Annotated in this window: 23 protein-coding genes; 16 read left to right on the forward strand and 7 right to left on the reverse strand. The window is 67.1% G+C overall.

Annotation, left to right across the window (positions count from 1 at the left end; all coding sequences use genetic code 11):
* Positions 1 to 26 precede the first annotated feature (26 nt).
* Genes gmk through IE122_RS11605 form a run of 3 tightly spaced genes read right to left on the reverse strand, consistent with a single transcriptional unit; the run spans position 27 to position 1,773 of the window.
* A complete protein-coding gene (gene gmk, locus IE122_RS11595) occupies positions 27 to 701 on the reverse strand; it encodes a guanylate kinase (RefSeq protein ID WP_189621331.1) in 675 nt (224 codons plus the stop codon).
* Positions 702 to 757: 56 nt separating this feature from the next.
* On the reverse strand, positions 758 to 1,222 hold the full coding sequence (locus IE122_RS11600) for a hypothetical protein (protein WP_229814057.1): 465 nt from the start codon (positions 1,220 to 1,222) through the stop codon (positions 758 to 760).
* Positions 1,223 to 1,269: 47 nt separating this feature from the next.
* Positions 1,270 to 1,773: an SspB family protein gene (locus tag IE122_RS11605; RefSeq protein WP_189621332.1), complete on the reverse strand. Its 504-nt coding sequence runs from the start codon at positions 1,771 to 1,773 to the stop codon at positions 1,270 to 1,272.
* Between the two features lie 193 nt (positions 1,774 to 1,966).
* On the opposite strand from IE122_RS11605, the gene hisB reads away from it, so the two are divergent.
* The 15 genes from hisB (at position 1,967) to IE122_RS11680 (ending at position 11,766) form a co-directional block, all read left to right on the forward strand.
* Entirely contained in the window at positions 1,967 to 2,569 is a 603-nt protein-coding gene (gene hisB, locus IE122_RS11610; protein WP_189621333.1) for an imidazoleglycerol-phosphate dehydratase HisB, read from the forward strand.
* A complete protein-coding gene (locus IE122_RS11615; protein ID WP_189621334.1) occupies positions 2,569 to 2,862 on the forward strand; it encodes a YciI family protein in 294 nt (97 codons plus the stop codon). The genes hisB and IE122_RS11615 overlap by 1 nt, the downstream gene beginning before the upstream one ends.
* Positions 2,859 to 3,482 carry an imidazole glycerol phosphate synthase subunit HisH gene (hisH, locus tag IE122_RS11620; protein WP_189621335.1) on the forward strand — a complete coding sequence of 208 codons (624 nt, stop codon included), beginning with the start codon at positions 2,859 to 2,861 and terminating at the stop codon, positions 3,480 to 3,482. The genes IE122_RS11615 and hisH overlap by 4 nt, the downstream gene beginning before the upstream one ends.
* 130 nt (positions 3,483 to 3,612) lie before the next feature.
* Positions 3,613 to 4,341 carry a 1-(5-phosphoribosyl)-5-[(5-phosphoribosylamino)methylideneamino]imidazole-4-carboxamide isomerase gene (hisA, locus tag IE122_RS11625; protein ID WP_189621336.1) on the forward strand — a complete coding sequence of 243 codons (729 nt, stop codon included), beginning with the start codon at positions 3,613 to 3,615 and terminating at the stop codon, positions 4,339 to 4,341.
* Between the two features lie 147 nt (positions 4,342 to 4,488).
* A complete protein-coding gene (gene hisF, locus IE122_RS11630; RefSeq protein WP_189621337.1) occupies positions 4,489 to 5,250 on the forward strand; it encodes an imidazole glycerol phosphate synthase subunit HisF in 762 nt (253 codons plus the stop codon).
* 124 nt (positions 5,251 to 5,374) lie between these two features.
* The gene (locus IE122_RS11635; RefSeq protein WP_229814059.1) at positions 5,375 to 5,530 is read left to right on the forward strand and encodes a PEP-CTERM sorting domain-containing protein; all 156 of its coding nucleotides are present in this window, start codon (positions 5,375 to 5,377) and stop codon (positions 5,528 to 5,530) included.
* 47 nt (positions 5,531 to 5,577) lie between these two features.
* Complete coding sequence (locus IE122_RS11640; RefSeq protein ID WP_189621339.1) at positions 5,578 to 5,922, forward strand: phosphoribosyl-ATP diphosphatase; 345 nt, start codon at positions 5,578 to 5,580, stop codon at positions 5,920 to 5,922.
* A gap of 27 nt (positions 5,923 to 5,949) precedes the next feature.
* The gene (locus tag IE122_RS11645; RefSeq protein WP_189621340.1) at positions 5,950 to 6,324 is read left to right on the forward strand and encodes a histidine triad nucleotide-binding protein; all 375 of its coding nucleotides are present in this window, start codon (positions 5,950 to 5,952) and stop codon (positions 6,322 to 6,324) included.
* Between the two features lie 77 nt (positions 6,325 to 6,401).
* Positions 6,402 to 6,899, forward strand: a complete 498-nt coding sequence (locus IE122_RS11650; RefSeq protein WP_189621341.1) for a YbgC/FadM family acyl-CoA thioesterase — start codon at positions 6,402 to 6,404, stop codon at positions 6,897 to 6,899.
* A complete protein-coding gene (gene tolQ, locus IE122_RS11655; protein ID WP_189621342.1) occupies positions 6,896 to 7,606 on the forward strand; it encodes a protein TolQ in 711 nt (236 codons plus the stop codon). The genes IE122_RS11650 and tolQ overlap by 4 nt, the downstream gene beginning before the upstream one ends.
* Positions 7,606 to 8,076 carry an ExbD/TolR family protein gene (locus tag IE122_RS11660; RefSeq protein ID WP_189621343.1) on the forward strand — a complete coding sequence of 157 codons (471 nt, stop codon included), beginning with the start codon at positions 7,606 to 7,608 and terminating at the stop codon, positions 8,074 to 8,076. The genes tolQ and IE122_RS11660 overlap by 1 nt, the downstream gene beginning before the upstream one ends.
* Before the next feature lie 18 nt (positions 8,077 to 8,094).
* Positions 8,095 to 9,054 carry a cell envelope integrity protein TolA gene (gene tolA, locus IE122_RS11665; RefSeq protein WP_189621344.1) on the forward strand — a complete coding sequence of 320 codons (960 nt, stop codon included), beginning with the start codon at positions 8,095 to 8,097 and terminating at the stop codon, positions 9,052 to 9,054.
* Positions 9,051 to 10,445 carry a Tol-Pal system beta propeller repeat protein TolB gene (gene tolB, locus IE122_RS11670; protein ID WP_189621345.1) on the forward strand — a complete coding sequence of 465 codons (1,395 nt, stop codon included), beginning with the start codon at positions 9,051 to 9,053 and terminating at the stop codon, positions 10,443 to 10,445. Before tolA ends, tolB begins: the two co-directional genes overlap by 4 nt.
* Before the next feature lie 133 nt (positions 10,446 to 10,578).
* Positions 10,579 to 11,112, forward strand: a complete 534-nt coding sequence (gene pal / locus IE122_RS11675; RefSeq protein ID WP_189621346.1) for a peptidoglycan-associated lipoprotein Pal — start codon at positions 10,579 to 10,581, stop codon at positions 11,110 to 11,112.
* A 120-nt stretch (positions 11,113 to 11,232) separates the two neighbouring features.
* A complete protein-coding gene (locus tag IE122_RS11680; protein ID WP_189621347.1) occupies positions 11,233 to 11,766 on the forward strand; it encodes a J domain-containing protein in 534 nt (177 codons plus the stop codon).
* A gap of 30 nt (positions 11,767 to 11,796) precedes the next feature.
* Here the strand turns inward: IE122_RS11680 and IE122_RS11685 are convergent, their stop codons facing one another.
* From IE122_RS11685 to pdeM, 4 genes are all read right to left on the reverse strand, one after another.
* Positions 11,797 to 13,200, reverse strand: a complete 1,404-nt coding sequence (locus IE122_RS11685) for an SLC13 family permease (RefSeq protein ID WP_189621348.1) — start codon at positions 13,198 to 13,200, stop codon at positions 11,797 to 11,799.
* Between the two features lie 63 nt (positions 13,201 to 13,263).
* Positions 13,264 to 14,430 (reverse strand): pyridoxal phosphate-dependent aminotransferase, encoded by a 1,167-nt coding sequence (locus tag IE122_RS11690; RefSeq protein ID WP_189621349.1) that lies wholly within the window; start codon positions 14,428 to 14,430, stop codon positions 13,264 to 13,266.
* Positions 14,431 to 14,557: 127 nt separating this feature from the next.
* Complete coding sequence (gene infC, locus IE122_RS11695) at positions 14,558 to 15,079, reverse strand: translation initiation factor IF-3 (RefSeq protein ID WP_189621350.1); 522 nt, start codon at positions 15,077 to 15,079, stop codon at positions 14,558 to 14,560.
* A gap of 223 nt (positions 15,080 to 15,302) precedes the next feature.
* Positions 15,303 to 16,007 carry a ligase-associated DNA damage response endonuclease PdeM gene (gene pdeM, locus IE122_RS11700; protein WP_189621351.1) on the reverse strand — a complete coding sequence of 235 codons (705 nt, stop codon included), beginning with the start codon at positions 16,005 to 16,007 and terminating at the stop codon, positions 15,303 to 15,305.
* A 67-nt stretch (positions 16,008 to 16,074) separates the two neighbouring features.
* Between pdeM and hemF the strand changes: the two genes are divergently transcribed.
* Complete coding sequence (gene hemF, locus IE122_RS11705; protein WP_189621352.1) at positions 16,075 to 16,938, forward strand: oxygen-dependent coproporphyrinogen oxidase; 864 nt, start codon at positions 16,075 to 16,077, stop codon at positions 16,936 to 16,938.
* Positions 16,939 to 17,107: the final 169 nt, after the last annotated feature.

Here is a 17,107-nt window from a genome sequence, read left to right on the forward strand (position 1 = left end):
AACAAGGTTGCGGGCGCGAAAACCGCTCAGCCCGCAGGGGCCATCAGGGTACGGGCAAAGCCGATCAGCCCGGTCTGCCGCGCGCGCTTGAGCCGTTCCGCCGCCAGAATCTGCTCCACCTTGGCGTAGCAGCGATCGACGTCATCGTTGACCAAGACGTAATCGTAGCCGTCCCAGTGGCTGATTTCCGATTGGGCGCGGGCCATGCGATCGGCGATCACTTCGGCGCTGTCGGTGCCGCGCCCGGTGAGCCGGCGGCGCAATTCATCAATGCTGGGCGGCAGCAGGAACACGCGCACCACATCGCGCTCCAGCTTCTGGTAAAGCTGCTGCGTGCCCTGCCAGTCGATGTCGAACAGATAATCCTGCCCGGCGGCCAGCCCGGCTTCGACCTGCGCCTTCGGGGTACCGTAGCTCTTGCCGAAAACGTGCGCCCATTCGAGGAATTCCTCCGCCGCGATCGTCGCGTCGAAGCGGTCCTGGCTGACGAAATGATAGTCCTTGCCGTCAACCTCGCCCGGCCGGGGCGGGCGGGTGGTGCAGGACACCGACATGCGGATCGACGGGTCGCGTTCCAGCAACATGCGCGAGATGGTGGTCTTGCCCGCACCAGAAGGGCTCGACATGATGAACATCAGGCCGCGCCGGGGCAGATCGCCGTGATCGCTGGACAGGGCCGGGTTGTGGCTGGGGCTGGTCATGCCCCCCGATGGCGGGGGCAGCGCCGCAAATCAAGGGGCGGTTGATCGCAAGGCGATCAGCCCGGCTTGCCGTCCTCTGCCATGACCTGAAGCTCTGCCGCGCCCTTGCGCCGGGCGGAGCGGGCGTTGGTGCGATCGTAGAGGGTCTTGGCGATCAGTCCGCCGCCGACCAGGATCGCGCCGGGGATCGAACTGGTGGCGACCTTGGCGACCGCGCCATGCAGCATCGTTTCCTTCAGGCTGCGGCCCTTGAGGATCGCCTTGGCCTTGCGCGGCGAATAGTTCTTGCCCAGCAGCGCGCGTTCGACCGCCTGTTTGACCAGCATCGAGCCGCCGATCAGTGCCACTTCGGTAATCATCAGGTTGGTGTGCGGATCGGGGCTGGGCCCGCGCAGTTCGGCGACATCGGGGCGCGGCTTGCGCCTGATCTTGCCGGCGATCGCCGAAGCGCCGCTGCGGGCCCTATCGCGCAAGGCGGCGGCCTTGCCTGTAGTTGCCCCCGATTTCGCCTGCTTAACCATAAACCTGTCCCGACGGATGGGCCCCGCACCGGACGAGCGAGGTGTGCCTACTTTTTCTTGCCGAAATCGACGGAGACGACATTGGAACCGTCATCGCTGGGGGTAATGCGCGAGGCGGCATCGCGTTCCGAACCGTCGTTCCCGGCCTCGGTCAGCTCGTCGTGATCGTCGTCGTCGGCGATGGCCTGGAACTGCAGCCCGAAATCGACCGCCGGATCGACGAACGCGGTGATCGCCGAGAACGGCACGACCAGCTTGGCCGGGACCTGGTTGAAGCTGAGGCTGACCGAGAAGCCGTCCGGGCTCACCGAAAGATCCCAGAACTTGTTCTGCAACACGATCGTCATCTCGTCCGGGAAGCGCGCCTTGAGTTCGGGCGGAATGTTGACCCCCGGGGCGGTGGTCTTGAAGGTGATGTAGAAATGGTGCGCGCCCGGCAGCATCCCGCGCGATGCTTCCACCTGGCCCAGAACCCGGCCGACAACGGCACGAAGGGCTTCCTGGACGATTTCGTCGTAAGGGATCAGGCTGTCTTGCGGGATCTCGGTCATCGCGGGTCTTGGTGGGCATCGGGCATGGGCCGGTCAAGCCGGAAACACGCCAAACATAGAACTTTCCAACAGAGAAAGCGAGTTGGAAACGATTGAAGTGGCCCGATCGACCCGATCGCGCTGATCGGCCCGCACGCGATTGTTGGGCCCGATGCGATTGATTCCCGCTACCGGAGGATTATAGGCCCTGTCCATGCGCACTGCCCGTATCACTCGCAAGACTCACGAAACCGACATCGCGGTCGAGGTGAACCTCGACGGCACCGGTGCCTATGACGTGGCGACCGGGATCGGCTTTCTCGATCACATGATCGAGCAGTTTTCGCGCCATTCGCTGATCGACATCACGTGCAGGATCGCGGGCGACCTGCATGTGGACCAGCACCACACCACCGAAGACAGCGCCATCGCCATCGGCCAGGCCATTGCCCAGGCCCTGGGCGACAAGGCCGGGATCGGCCGCTACGGCGAAGCGCACTCGGCGATGGACGAAGCGCTGAGCCGCATCGCGCTCGATATTTCGGGCCGCCCCTATCTGGTGTGGAAGGCCAAGTTCACGCAGGAAAAGCTGGGCGAATTCGATACCGAACTGGTGGAACACTGGTTCCACTCGATCGCGCAGGCGGTGGGCATCACCTTGCACATCGAACAGCTCTACGGCACCAACAACCATCACATCTGCGAGGGCATCTTCAAGGGCTTTGCCCGGGCCATGCGTAGCGCTGTAGAGCTTGACCCCCGCAAGGGCGGTGCCGTTCCCTCGACCAAGGGCATCCTCGGCGCGGACACCCTGTGATGGCCAGCTTCATCCTGTCGATCCGCTATACCGCGCCCGCCGAAGCGGTGGACGCGCTGCGCGGGCCGCACGTCGAATGGCTCAAAGCGAACCACGCCGCCGGCCACTTCATCGGCTGGGGGCGCAAGGTGCCGCTGGAAGGCGGCATCGTGCTGGCGACCGGTGAGAGCGTTGAAGCAATGCAGGCGCTGGCCAACGGCGATCCGTTCGTGACCGGCGGCGTTGCCGCCGTTGACGTGATCGAATGGACGCCCAGCTTCCTCGCCCCCGATATCGCCGGGCTGGAGGGATGAGCCTCGCCCTCATCGACTATGGCGCGGGCAACCTCCAGTCTGTCGCCAACGCGCTGCGGGCGGCGGGAGCGGATCACGTCACGGTGACCGGCGATGCCAGCGTGGTGCGCGCGGCGGATCGCATTGTCCTGCCCGGCGTCGGCTCGTTCCGCTCCTGCGCGCAAGGCCTGCGCGCGCTGCCCGGCATGGTCGAGGCGATGACCGAGCGGGTCTTCGTCGGCGGTGCGCCGTTCCTCGGCATTTGCGTGGGCATGCAACTTCTGGCCACGCGCGGCCTGGAGCATGGCGAGACCGCAGGGCTGGGCTGGATCGAAGGCGAAGTGAAGCTGATCGAGCGGACCGACCCGATGGTCAAAGTGCCGCACATGGGCTGGAACGATGTCGCCGTCGGCCGGTCCGACCCGTCCGGCGGGCTGATCGAGCCGGGTGAGGCCTATTTCCTCCATTCCTATCACTTCGCCGTGGCAGATGGCCGCACCGTGGCGGCGATGACCGACCACGGCGGCGGGCTCGTCGCCGCCGTCGCAAAGGACAATGTCGTCGGCGTGCAGTTCCACCCGGAAAAGAGCCAGGGCTACGGCCTGTCGATGCTCGGCCGGTTTCTGGAGTGGAAGCCTTGAACAACCCCTCTCCAAGCTTCGCTAGCCGCCGGGGCGGCAAGCTGCGCTATCCTCTCCCCGCACGGGGAGAGGATACGAAGGCTTGGCGCCGTCAGGGGCCTAGCCGCAGTTGGAGAGGGGCCTGCAAGGCATGATCGTATTTCCCGCCATCGACCTCAAGGCCGGTCAGGTCGTGCGTCTGTCCGAAGGCGATATGGCGCGCGCCACTGTTTACGGCGATAACCCGGCAGCGCAGGCCACGCTGTTCGCCGATGCCGGATCGCAGTACCTCCACGTCGTCGATCTCGACGGTTCGTTCGCCGGCCGCGCCGAAAACCGCGAGGCGGTGGAGGCGATTCTCGAAGTCTTCCCCGGCCACGTCCAGCTTGGCGGCGGCATCCGCACCCGCGAGGCGGTGGCAGGCTGGTTCGACATGGGCGTATCGCGCGTGGTCATGGGATCGGCAGCCCTCAAGGACCCCGAATTCGTCAAGGACATGGCGAAGGAATTTCCCGGCGGCATCGTCGTCGCCGTGGATGCCAGGGACGGCATGGTTGCCACCGAAGGCTGGGCCGATGTTTCCGACGTCGAAGTCGTCGATCTCGCCCGCCGGTTCGAGGATGCCGGCGTCGCCAGCCTGCTGTTCACCGATATCGGCCGCGATGGCCTGCTGAAAGGCGTGAATATCGACGCCACCGTTGATCTGGCCCGCCGGGTGGATATTCCGGTGATCGCCAGCGGCGGCGTCAAGGGGCTCGACGATATCCGCCTCTTGGCGTTGCATTCGCGTGACGGCATCGAAGGCGTCATCACCGGCCGCGCGCTCTACGAAGGCAAGCTGGACTTGGCGACCGCGATCGCCATGGCGGAACGGGTGTGACGTTAGACCTCTCTCCCCTTCAGGGGAGAGATATGCAGGCTTGCGCGCTTGCGCGCTAGCCGGAGTTGAGCGGGGGCTCGGACCTTGTAAAGCCCCTCTCCCAACCCTCTCCCCTAAAGGAGAGAGGGCTTAAAAATGGAGCCGCCCATGACCGTCCGCATCCGCGTCATCCCCTGTCTCGACGTTCGCGATGGCCGCGTGGTCAAGGGCGTCAATTTCGTCGATCTGATCGACGCCGGCGATCCGGTCGAGCAGGCGCGCGCCTATGACAAGGCCGGGGCCGACGAGCTGTGCTTCCTCGATATCTCGGCCAGCCACGAAGGGCGCGGCACCCTGCTCGACGTGGTGCGCCGGACGGCGGAAGTGTGCTTCATGCCGCTGACGGTGGGCGGCGGCGTGCGCACGGCAGAGGATGCGCGGGCGCTGTTGCTGGCGGGGGCGGACAAGGTGGCGGTCAATTCCGCTGCCGTCAGCCGCCCGGAAGTGGTGTCCGACATCGCCGCGCGGTTCGGATCGCAGTGCATCGTCGCCTCGGTCGATGCCCGCCAGGTGAACCCCGGCAAGTGGGAAATCTTCACTCACGGCGGCCGCAAGCCCACCGGGATCGACGCGCTGGAACACGCGGTGAAGCTGGCCCGGCTGGGCGCGGGCGAGCTGCTGGTGACCTCCATGGACGGCGACGGCACGCAGGCGGGATATGACCTGGGGCTGACCCGCGCCATCGCCGAGGCGGTGTCGGTGCCCGTCATCGCATCGGGCGGGGTCGGCAATCTCGATCACCTCGTTGCCGGCGTCACCGAAGGCAAGGCCAGCGCGGTGCTGGCCGCATCGATCTTCCATTTCGGCAAGCATTCGATCGCCGAAGCGCACGCGGCCCTGCGCGCCGCCGGCCTGCCCGCACGCGGTTAAGGTTTGGCACCCCGCTGACCCGGATCGGGACAGGGCGGGATCGGCGCTTGCTGCGCTGCGGCAAGTGTCCGAAACCGGCCTTGTCCCTCGAATCGATGAGGCCGATTTGCCACTCCTGCGCGCTTTGCCGACTGTCCTGCCGGCCCTGCTTATCGCCGCCCCGGCGCATGCTGCGGGCGGCGTGGTACTGCCCGAACCCAGCAGCATGCTGCTGTTCACGCTCGGCACCGCCGGCGTCGTCATCGGGCGCAAGCTTTCGGCCAAGCGTCCGCGCAAATAGCCAAGCGGCTTGACCGCCTGCGCACCGCGCCGCATGGCAGGCGCATCATGACCGCGCTGCCGCCAAACCCTGCCGCCGATACCCTCGCCCGCCTGGAGGCGACCATCGCCGCGCGCGCCGGGACCGATCCCGATGCCAGCTACGTAGCCCGCCTGCTCGCCAAGGGCGTTGGCAAGATCGCCCAGAAAGTGGGCGAAGAAGCGACCGAGACGGTGATTGCCGCGGTTTCGCAGGACGAAGCGGCGCTGACCGGCGAGGCTGCGGACCTGCTGTTCCACCTCATGGTCCTGCTGCGCGCACGCGGCGTGCCGCTGGCGGCGGTGCTGGCCGAGCTCGACCGGCGCGAAGGCACTTCCGGCATCGCCGAGAAGGCATCACGCCCCCGATCCTGATCCCTGGCGGACAATCCCGGAGAAGCCATGCCCATCGATCCCCGCGAACCGTACAACGATGCCAACATCTTCGCGAAAATCCTGCGCGGCGAACTGCCGTGCAGCAAGGTCTACGAAGATGACTTCGCGCTGGCGTTCCACGATATCCGCCCGCAGGCACCCGTCCACGTGCTGGTGATCCCCAAGGGACCCTACGTTTCGTGGGACGATTTCACCGCCAAGGCCGGCGATGCCGAGATTGCCGGCTTCATGCGCGCGGTCGGGGCCGTAACGCGACAACTGGAGCTGGATGGCCCCGGTTATCGGCTGATGGTCAACATGGGCACGAACGGCCACCAGGAAGTGCCGCATCTGCACGTCCACATCTTCGGCGGGCGGCAGTTCTTCCAGATGATCCCCTGAGCCATGTTTTCCCGCTCAATTGTGCAGCGCACCTTTGCATGGGCCGCGCTTAGCCGATAGAACCCCGGCCCGACGTCATGACAGCCGCCCTGCACCCCTATTGCGGCGCGATCGAGGGATCGATTCACCGCTATGCCCTTCGTGTGTTCTACGAGGACACCGATGCCGGCGGCGTGGTCTATCACGCCAATTACCTGCGCTGGATGGAGCGGGCGCGCTCCGATCTGGTCGATCTGCTGGGGATCGATCAGGCGCAGGCGCTGGCCGAAGGCACCGGGATCTATACCGTGGCCGAACTCGCGATCCGCTATCGCCGCCCGGCCCGGCTGGGCGAGACGGTGGTGGTCGAAACCCGGGCGGTTTCCGTGGGCCGCGTATCGTGCACGCTTGAACAGAGAATTCTGCGCGACGATCAGGTGCTGGTCGACGCGGGCGTAAAGATCGGGTTCATCACCCCGGCCGGAAAGCCTGTGCGCCAGCCCCAGGCCTGGCAGGACGCCTTTGCCGCGATGGTCCCGCCATCGCCCGTACCACCCCCCGTTCCCGCTTCTGCCGAACCGGAAGGAACCCAATGATTTCCGACATCCTGATGCCCGCGCTGTCGATGAGCACCGGTCCCGACCGGCTCAACCCCATCCGCCTGTTTCTCGATGCCGATATCGTGGTTCAGGCGATCATGCTCGGGCTGCTGCTGGCCAGCGTCTGGGTCTGGACGATCATCCTGACCTTCAGCATGCGGGTCCGCCGCATCGCCCGCCGCTGCGACCGCTACGAGCGCGGGTTCTGGAAGGCCGACAACTTCGAGGCCTTTCACAAGAGCGCCGGCGACGGAGATATTGCTGTTGCCCGGGTTGCCGGTGCCGGGCTTTCCGAATGGCGGCGCAATGCCGCCATCCGCAACCTTGATCTTGAAGGCGCGCGCCAGCGGGTGGCGCTGGCGATGGATTCGGTGGTCGGCGAAGAAGCGGAACGGCTGGCAGATCGGCTGAACTTCCTGGCAACGGTCGGCTCGGTCGCGCCGTTCGTCGGTCTGTTCGGGACGGTCTGGGGCATCATGAACAGCTTCTTCCAGATCGGCCAGCAGCAGAATTCCTCGCTCGCCGTGGTCGCGCCCGGCATCTCCGAAGCGCTGTTTGCCACCGCGATCGGCCTGTTCGCGGCGATCCCAGCGGTCATCGCCTACAACCGTTTCTCGTTCCGGGTGAACGGGGTCGAAGCCCGGCTCCAGCGCTTCGCCGATCGCCTGCAGCCGCTCCTGACCCGCGAGCTGGAGCAACGCTGATGGCGATGGGCCTTCACGGCAAGGGCTCCGGCGGCCGACGCGGGCGCGGCGCGCGCGCGCCGATGGCGGAAATCAACGTCACCCCGCTGGTCGATGTCATGCTGGTGCTGCTGATCATCTTCATGGTCACCGCGCCGCTGCTGAAAGCCGCGGTCCCGGTGGAACTGCCCGAAAGCCGCGCCAAGGCGATGGCCGAAGCGCAGCACCAGATCACCATTACGATCAAGCGCGATGGCACGATCTGGTTCGACACCACCCAGCTTGCCCCCGGCGAATTGGCCGACCGGCTGGCCGCCGTCCCGACAGAACCGGACGGCAAGCGCCCGCTGGTGGCGCTGCGGGCCGATCGCGCGATCGATTACGGCCGGGTGATGGAAGTGATGGGCGAACTCAACCGCGCCGGGTTCACCTCGATCTCGCTGGTCAGCGATGCCGGCGAAGGCACCGTCAGCGACGGTTCAGGCACCTAGGGCAAGGGTCTGACGCGCATGGCGACGACGGCACTACGCAAGGACGAAAGGCTGGGACTGGCGGTGGCGATCGCGCTGCACGCCGCGCTGCTGGCCGTGCTGGTCCTGCGTCCGACCCGCAACGAAACGATCCCCCCGCCCCAACGCATCGAAGTGACGATCAGCGACGAGGTCGGCCTCAAATCCACCGCTCCCAACCCTTCGGCCCAGGCCGCGCCCGATGTCGCGCCCGAGCTTGGCGAGGCGGCCCCGGATGCGGCGCTGGCTCCCCCGGAACCCGAAGCGCAACCCAGCCCCCTGCCCCCGGCTCCGGTGGCGCCGCCCGTGACCCGGCCGGCGCCACCGGCAAAGCCCAAGCCGGTTCCGGCCCCTGCCCCGAAGCCCAAACCGGAGCCGCAGCCCAAGCCGCAACCCCAGCCACGGCCCGCGCCTCAGCCTCCGAAGAAAGCCGTCAACCCGATCGACCGGATCGTGTCCAGCCCGGCGAAGCCCGCCGCCAAACCGGCGACCAAGCCCGCTGCCGCGCCCGCCGGCAAGGCTGCCAACACCGCAGCCAAGCCACCGCAGAAGTCCGGCGGCAGCCGTATCGGCAGCGATTTCCTGTCCGGCATGAGCGGCGCAAAGGCCGATCAGGGCAAGGGCACCCCGGCGTCCGAAATCGGCCCGGCGGTCAAATCGGCGCTCGGTGCCGCCATCCGCCGCCAGCTCAAGCCGCACTGGCAGGTGCCGCAGGGGGTCGATACCGAACTGCTGGTCACCAGGATCCGCTTCCGGCTGAACCCGGACGGATCGCTGGCGGGTGACCCCGAAGTGGTCAGCACCAGCGGCCAGACCGAGGGCAACGCGGCGCAGGTCAAGCGCCATCAGGAGCAGGCGATCCGCGCGGTGCGGCTTGCGGCTCCGTTCGATCTGCCCCAGGAATACTACCAGGGCTGGAAAATGATCACGACCAACTTCGACAGGAATCTTGCACAATGACCATTATCCGGCCGCTGGCATTATCGCTCGCCTTGTCGATCCCTGCGCTCGCCGCTCCCGCATTCGCGCAAGTGCCAGCCAGCCCCCCGGTTGCCGCCCCGGCCACCCCGGCACCCGAGGATGGCGGGCTGGAAGTCACCGTGTCCGACGATAGCGAATGGCAGGATCTGGGCATCGCCATCACCGTGTTCGCCACCGATCAGGACGTGCCGACGCGGACCAACGCCGGCTCCACCGCTGCCCTCGGCCGGGCGCTGTCGCAAGTGGTGGCGGACGATCTGCGCAACAACGGCCTGTTCAAGCCGTCCGGCCCCGCCGGCCTGCCGCAGCCCGGTTACGACCAGATCCAGGCCCCGGACTATCCGACCTGGGCGGTGCGCAGCGCCGATATGCTGGTCCAGGGCTTCGTGCGCGGCAATCCCGATGGCGACATCACCGTGGGCTGCTATCTCTATGACGTCGCGCTCAAGAGCCAGCTCATCAAGGGCGGCTGGAAGGTCGGCCCCGGCGACTGGCGGCGCGCCGCGCACAAGTGTGCCGACATGGTCTATTCGCGGCTTTCGGGCGAAAGTCCGTTCTTCGATTCCAAGATCGCCTATATCGCCGAAACCGGACCCAAGGACCGGCGCATGAAGCGGCTGGCGATCATGGATTCGGATGGGGCGAACCACCGCTTCATCACCAGCGGCCAGGCCACCGCGCTGACCCCGCGCTATTCGCCCGATTACCGCTCGATCATGTACCTGTCCTACCTCAACGGGCAGCCGAGCATCTACGTCTACGATCTCGACACCAACCGGCAACGCCTGATCGCCCGCACCGGCAACCCCACCTTCGCGCCGCGCTGGTCGCCCGACGGCAAGTGGGTGCTCTATTCGATGGCAACCGCAGGCAATACCGACATCTACCGCATCCCTTCGGCCGGTGGCGAGGCGCAGCGGCTGACCAACAGCCCGGGGATCGATATCGGAGGCAGCTATTCCCCCGACGGCAGCCAGATCGTGTTCGAAAGCGATCGGTCCGGTTCGCAGCAGGTCTATGTGATGAACGCCGATGGCTCCAACCAGCACCGCATCAGCTTCTTCGGCGGCCGCGCCGCGACCCCGGAATGGAGCCCGCGCGGCGATCAGATCGCCTTCACCCACATCGTCGGCAACCTGCGCGTCGCGGTGATGAGCCCGAGCGGTGGCGGCCTGCGCTATCTGACCAATAGCTGGCAGGACGAAGCGCCGACCTGGGCCCCGAACGGGCGCATCATCCAGTTCTTCCGCACCGCCAAGGGATCGGGCGAAGCCTCGATCTGGCAGGTCGATCTGACTGGCCGCAACGAACGGCGTCTGCCGACCCCGGTGGGCGCATCGGACCCGGCCTGGGGCCCGATCCGCCCCTGACGCCGGCCGCGATGACGGGGCAACCGGACGGATTTTCGCCGATCCGCAAGCCACCGGTTGACTCTGTTTACAATTGAACGGAACTTCCCCCCATATCGGTACTTGTCGTATCGAGCCTTCACAGGAGAACGCCATGCGCATCCCCTCTTCCACTCTGTCGGTTGGACCTCGTTCGCTGGTGCTGGTCGCCGCATCGGCGCTGGCATTGTCGGCCTGCAGCAAGAAGGCCCCCGAAAGCCTGCCGCCCGCCCCCGCGGCGTCGACCACGACCCAGACCACGCCGGGCACGCTGGGCCCGGTCGCCGGCAGCCAGGCTGATTTCATCGCCAAGATGATGGGTGCGGATGTCATCTATTTCGATACCGATCACTACGATGTCGATGCCACCGATCAGGCGGCGCTGGCCCGGCAGGCACAGTGGCTGATGCAATATCCCGCCAAGCGCGCCACCATCGAAGGCCATTGCGATGAGCGCGGCACCCGCGAATACAACCTCGCACTGGGTGAGCGCCGCGCCAATGCCGCCAAGAACTATCTGGTCAGCCTGGGCGTCAGCCCGGCGCGCCTGTCGACCGTGAGCTACGGCAAGGAACGGCCCGTGGCGCTGGGATCGGACGAGGCATCTTGGGCGCAGAACCGCCGCGCGGTGACGGTCACGATCGACTGATTGGCAGGCCTTTACGGCCGGCAAGAAGCGGGCGGTTCGCGAATAGCGCGGCCGCCCGTTTCTTTTTCCTGGGCCGCAGGGGTTGCGCCCGCGCCGATTCGCCCCTTATTCGCCATAGATATGACCCGCGCACGCAGATCGACCGACTGGGGATTCCCGCGCTGGCGCGGCTACGGCAGCTCGCGTGAGGCGGTCAACGTGCGCATCTGCGATCGCCACGGCTGCAACGATGCGGGTGACTGCCCGGCACCCAAAAGCCCCAACAGCCCCGACCGCTGGTATTTCTGCCAGCGCCACGCTGCCGAATACAACGCCGGCTGGGATTATTTCGCCGGGCTGGACAAAGAGGAAGCAGCGCGGCGCGAGGCCGAGGAACGCACGGAATCCGCAGGCTACAAGGAATCGGCGCATTACGGCTGGGCCGGGTCAGGCGACGGCAGCCGCAGTCGCGACGAACTGCGCGCGCTGGAAGCACTGGGGCTTGAACCGGACGCCGATTTCGATGCGGTGCGCAAAGCCTGGCGCAGCCGCGCCAAGGAAGTCCACCCCGACGTGAAGCCCGGCGATGCCGAAGCGGCGACGGCGTTCCAGACCTATCAGCTCGCTTACGAAGTCCTGCGCGCCGCCGAAGAACGGCGCGAGTGGAAGGGCTGACGCCCTCCCGTCGTTACCCGCCGGTCCCGGTCACAGTAGCGGCGTAACCGCCCAGACCACGCCGACGATCAGCACGATCCCGAACACATCGAGCAACAGCCCGGCGCGGATCATCCGCCCGAGCTTGAGGTGCCCGGTCGCCCAGGCGATGGCATTGGGGCCGGTCCCGGCGGGCAGCATGAAGCCCCAGGTCGATGCGAACGCCGCCGGCACTGCGAGCAGATAGGGATCGGCGTGCAGCGCGGCGACCAGCGCCCCGACCACCGGCATGATGCCGCTGGCGGTGGCGATGTTGCTGGCGAATTCGGTGATGATGATAACCAGCGCCACCAGCACCACCGCCACGATCGGCAGCGGCACCCCGGCCAGCGGCAGCAGCATCTGGCCCATCCAGTCAGCCAGCCCGGATTCGGTCATCCCCATGGCCATCGCCAGCCCGCCGCCGAACATCAGTACGACGTCCCAGGGCGCGCGGTTGGCCTCATCCCAGGTCAGCATCGGCCGGCCGGTGCCGTCCGGCAGCACGAACAGCACCAGCCCGGCGACGGCGGCGACAGTGCCGTCGGTCAGCGCGCCCTTGGGGACGAGGGGTTCCAGCAGCGGCTGCGCCAGCCAGACCGCAAGCGCCAGCAGCACGACCGGCACCAGCCGGCGCTCCGGCTCGGTCCAGGTGGTCAAATGGGCAATGGCGGCGCGGGCTGCGGCGGGATCGAACGGATCGTGGCGCAGGTCCTGAACCCGGCCGATGATCCAGGCGGCGAGCGGCACGCCCAGCAGCACCATCGGCATCCCGAACAGGCTCCAGGTCAGGAAGGTGATCTTGGTGTGCAGCGCCTTCTCGATCAGCCCGGCGGCGATCGCATTGGTGGGCGTGCCGATCATCGTGCCAAGCCCGCCGATCGACGCGGCGAAGGCGATCCCCATCGGCAACGCCCCGGCCATGCCACCGGTGTCCCCCGGCTTCACCCCGCCCGCCGCCAGCATCGCCAGCGCCATCGGCATCATAATCAGCGCGGTCGAGGTGTTGGAGATCATCGCCGAGAGGATCGCTGTGGCCATCATCACCGCCATCAGCAACTGCGTGGGCCGCGCTCCCGCCAGGTTCATGATGAACAGCGCCAGCCGCCGGTGCAGGCCGGTCCGCTCGATCGCCAGCGCCAGGAAAGCGCCGCCGACGAACAGGAACATGATCGGCGAATAGTATGCGCCGGCGGTCTTGTTGGCATCGGCCACGCCGGTCATCGGCAGGACCAGGAAGGGCAGGAACGCGGTGGCCGAAAGCGGCAGCGCCTCGGTCATCCACCAGAGCGCCATCCACCACACCAGCCCGGCGGCCGGCCAGGCCTTGTCCGGCATGCCGAGCGGCGCGGGCAGCACCAGCGTTATCAGAAACCCGGCAATACCCAGCCAGAACCCAATGCGCCGTGCCGTCATCGCCGTCTTTCCCCCTCGTGCCCCGCTTCTTCCACTAACGTAGATTTGGCACGCGGCAAGGGCTCAACTCGCCAGCATGCGATCGACCGCACCGCAAAACTTCGCCATTTCGGCCTCGGAGCCGATGGTCACCCGCGACATAGCGGGCAGCGCGGTCCAGGAACGGCCGATCTGCACGCCTTGGCCCGCCAGCGCCGCGACCACCGCCTTGGGATCGCGTCCGGCCCAGCCGACCATCAGCATGTTCGCGTGGCTCCCCGCCATGACCGTCAACCCGCGCCGGACCAGGTGAGCGCTCGTCGCATCGCGCGCGGCGATCATGGCGGCGCGGCGTGCGGCGATCTCGGACGACAGCGGCAGCGACGCGGTACCGCAGGCGACCGCAGGGATCGGCAGCATCGTGGTGACGAGACGGCCATCGTACCGCATCATCCGCTCATGCAACGCCGGTGCCGCCACGGTATAGCCCAGCCGCATTCCCGCCATGCCGAACAGCTTGGAAAAGGTGCGCATCACGATGAGGTCAGTGCGGGTGGCGGCCAGCCGGATCAGGCTGGGCGCATCGGTCCAGTGAATATAGGCCTCGTCCACCAGCACGACCGCATCGGCGCGCTTGTTCGTCAGCAGCCACTCGATATCGGCCCGCGCGGTTACCGTGCCGGTCGGGTTGTTGGGGGTGCAGATATAGAACAGCCCGGCATCGGGATCGGCGGCCAGCATCGCGCGCACATCGTGCCCGCCGTCCGCCGCCAGCGGCACGCGCGAGACTTTGGCACCCACCCACGCCCCGGTGGCCCAGATCACTTCGAAGGTCGGATCGCCGGTCACCAGTCCGCGCGTGGGTGAGGCGAAGGTCACCGCGCAGCGGCTGAGCGGGTCGCTCGACCCCGGCCAGGCCAGCACCGTATCCTTCGGCACGCCTTCCACCCGGCTGACCATGGCGAGGAACTTGTCCAGTTCGCCGTCGGGCTCATAGCGATTGGCCTGCGCCAGCACCGCCGAGGCAGCAGCGATCCCGGCGGCGAACGGGCCGGTCCAGCATTCGTTAGCGTTGAGCCGCACCGCGCCGGGCACCGATTGCGGCACCGCCAGCCCCTGCGCCTGCAGCGCCCATTCGCCGACGATGCCCGACATCGCCAGCCCGCCGCCCAGCAACGCCGCCACCCGCCCGATCTGCCGCCGGGAATAGCCGCGCGCGCCCGCATCCTCACGCCAGTCCTGCCCTGCCATGCCCGTACCCCACCTGTTGCCAGCGGCGTATCCTGACACGATCGGCTCGCGCGGCAAAGCGCCCGCAAACGCGAAAAGGCGCTCCGTCAGGAAGCGCCTTTTGCGAAGATCAGCGGTTCTGGCCGGCTTACTTGGGCGAAAGCACCATCAGCATCTGACGGCCTTCCATGCGCGGGTAGGCTTCGACCTTGGCGATTTCCGCCACGTCTTCCTGCACGCGCTTCAGAAGGTTCATGCCCAGTTGCTGGTGCGAAAGTTCGCGGCCACGGAAACGCAGGGTCACCTTCACCTTGTCGCCATCTTCGATGAACCGCTGCACATTGCGCATCTTGGTGTCATAGTCGTGGTCGTCGATGTTGGGACGCATCTTGATCTCCTTGATCTCCTGCGTCTTCTGCGTCTTGCGCGCGGCATTGGCCTTTTTCTGGGCCTCGTACCGGTACTTGCCGACATCAAGGAACTTGCACACCGGCGGATCGGCGTTCGGCGAGACTTCGACGAGGTCCAGGCCGACTTCGGCCGCCTGCTCGATCGCCTCGCGCGTGTACATGACACCCAGATTCTCGCCGTTCTCGTCGATCACGCGAACTTTGTCGGACTGGATCATGGTGTTGTAGCGCGGTCCGCTCTTGACCGGTGGCGCCATCATGCGCCGGGGTGGGGGTGCTATATGCGTTCTCCTGAATCGTTTCGCGTCTGGGGTTCAAAGAATCCGGCGTCATTAGTGGGATTCGCCGCCCGGCAAAAGCAGGATTTCACCGCATTTCACCGAAGGTGGGTGCCCGTAACGAAGCCGGATCACGGCCAGGCCCTCCCAAGAACCTGTCCGATCGTGCCGATATAGGCGCGGATCGCCCGAAATGCAAAGTCCGTCAGGCTGCCGCCCGCCACAGCGGCCAGGTCAGCGCGCGGCCCGCCGCCGGGACCACCGCATCGATCGCCGCCGCCGGCTGCATCGCCGCCAGAATGGCAGGATCGGCAGCGTCCATCCCGCCGGTCAGCGCGCCGAAAGCGGGCAGGATCAGCCGCCGTTCGCTGCGCACCGCACAAGGCCGGGCGATCCGCCGTCCACGCAGGTTAACGGCCAGGCGCGGATGGAAATGGCCGGACATCTCGGCATCCATCGAGCCCGCCACCGCTTCATGGCGCAGGACGATGCCGCCGACGCGAAGTTCCTCCAGCGCGATCCCGCCGGGAAGCACGCGCGCGCCGCCTTCGTGATTGCCGGCGATCCACACCCAGTCCACCGCCCGGGTCAGCGCCGCCAGCATGCCGGCCGCATGCGGTTCCAGCCGGGCGATACCTGCCGCATCGTGGAAATTGTCGCCCAGCGCAAAGACCCGCCGCGCGCCGGTCTGCCGCAGCGCATCGGCCAGCCGCTCCAGCGTCTCGCGGCTGTCGTAAGGCGGCAGCATCTGCCCGCGCACGGCGAAGTAGCTGCCTTTTTCCAGGTGAAGATCGGCCACCAGCAGCGCCTGCTCCGCCGGCCACCACAGCGCCGCACCGGGCACTTTGCCCGCGCCCGGCGGGGCGGAAACGAACGCCAGCTCGTGACCATGGAACGAAAAGGGAACCATGGCTTTCCCTTGCCGTCCCGCGCGCGATTTGGCAAGCGCCGCGCACGGATTTTCAGGAACCTTCGCGATGACCGACCGGACCGACCACACGCCCCGCGCCCGCGCCTGGTTCGAAAGCCTGCGCGACAATATCTGCGCCGCGTTCGAGGCGATCGAGCGCGAAGCCGGATCCCAGGCCAGCTTCACCTACACCCCGTGGCAGCGCGCGGCGGTGGGGGACGAGCGCGGCGATACCGGCGGCGGGGTCCAGGGGCTGATGAAGGGCCGGGTGTTCGAAAAGGTCGGGGTCAATGTCTCGACGGTCAGCGGCGCGTTCAGCAAGGAGTTCGCCGCATCGGTCAACGGCGCTTCGGCGGACGATCCGGGGTTCACCGCCACCGGCATCAGCCTCGTCGCGCACGTGGCCAATCCGCATGTTCCGGCAGTCCACATGAACACCCGCTTCCTGACCACCACCAAAGCATGGTTCGGCGGCGGTGCCGATCTCAACCCGCCGCTCCCTTATGCCGAGGATACCGCCGATTTCCACGCCAGCATGCAAGCGGCGTGCGATAGCCACGGTGCCGATTACTATGCCCGGTTCAAGGCCTGGGCCGATGACTATTTCTACATCCCCCACCGCCGCGTCCATCGCGGCGTCGGCGGGATCTTCTACGATCATCTCGAGTGCGCGGACGATGCCGCGTTCGAAGCCAACTTCGCCTTCACCCGCGCGGTCGGCGAAGCGTTCCTCGACATTTACCCCCGGCTGGTGCGCCGCCGGATGGGCATGGCGTTCACTCCCGATGACAAGGCCCGCCAGCTCGAATGGCGGGGACGCTACGCCGAATTCAACCTCGTCTACGATCGCGGCACGCTGTTCGGCCTCAAGACCGGCGGCAACATCGACGCGATCCTGATGAGCCTGCCGCCTGAAGCGACCTGGAGCTGAGGGGGGGGGGAGCACGCCCACCCCGCTGCGGCTAAGGCCTGCGGCCTAAGTCTCGCGCCCCTCCCGCAAGCGGGCGGGGATGAACGCGCTTGCCTTCCCGCTTGCGGGAGGGCCGGAAGGCTTGCCAGCCTGCTGGCTAGCCGGACGGGGTGGGCCGGAGCAGCCGGCT

The organism is Novosphingobium colocasiae (genome assembly GCF_014652555.1).
Lineage (GTDB): Bacteria > Pseudomonadota > Alphaproteobacteria > Sphingomonadales > Sphingomonadaceae > Novosphingobium > Novosphingobium colocasiae.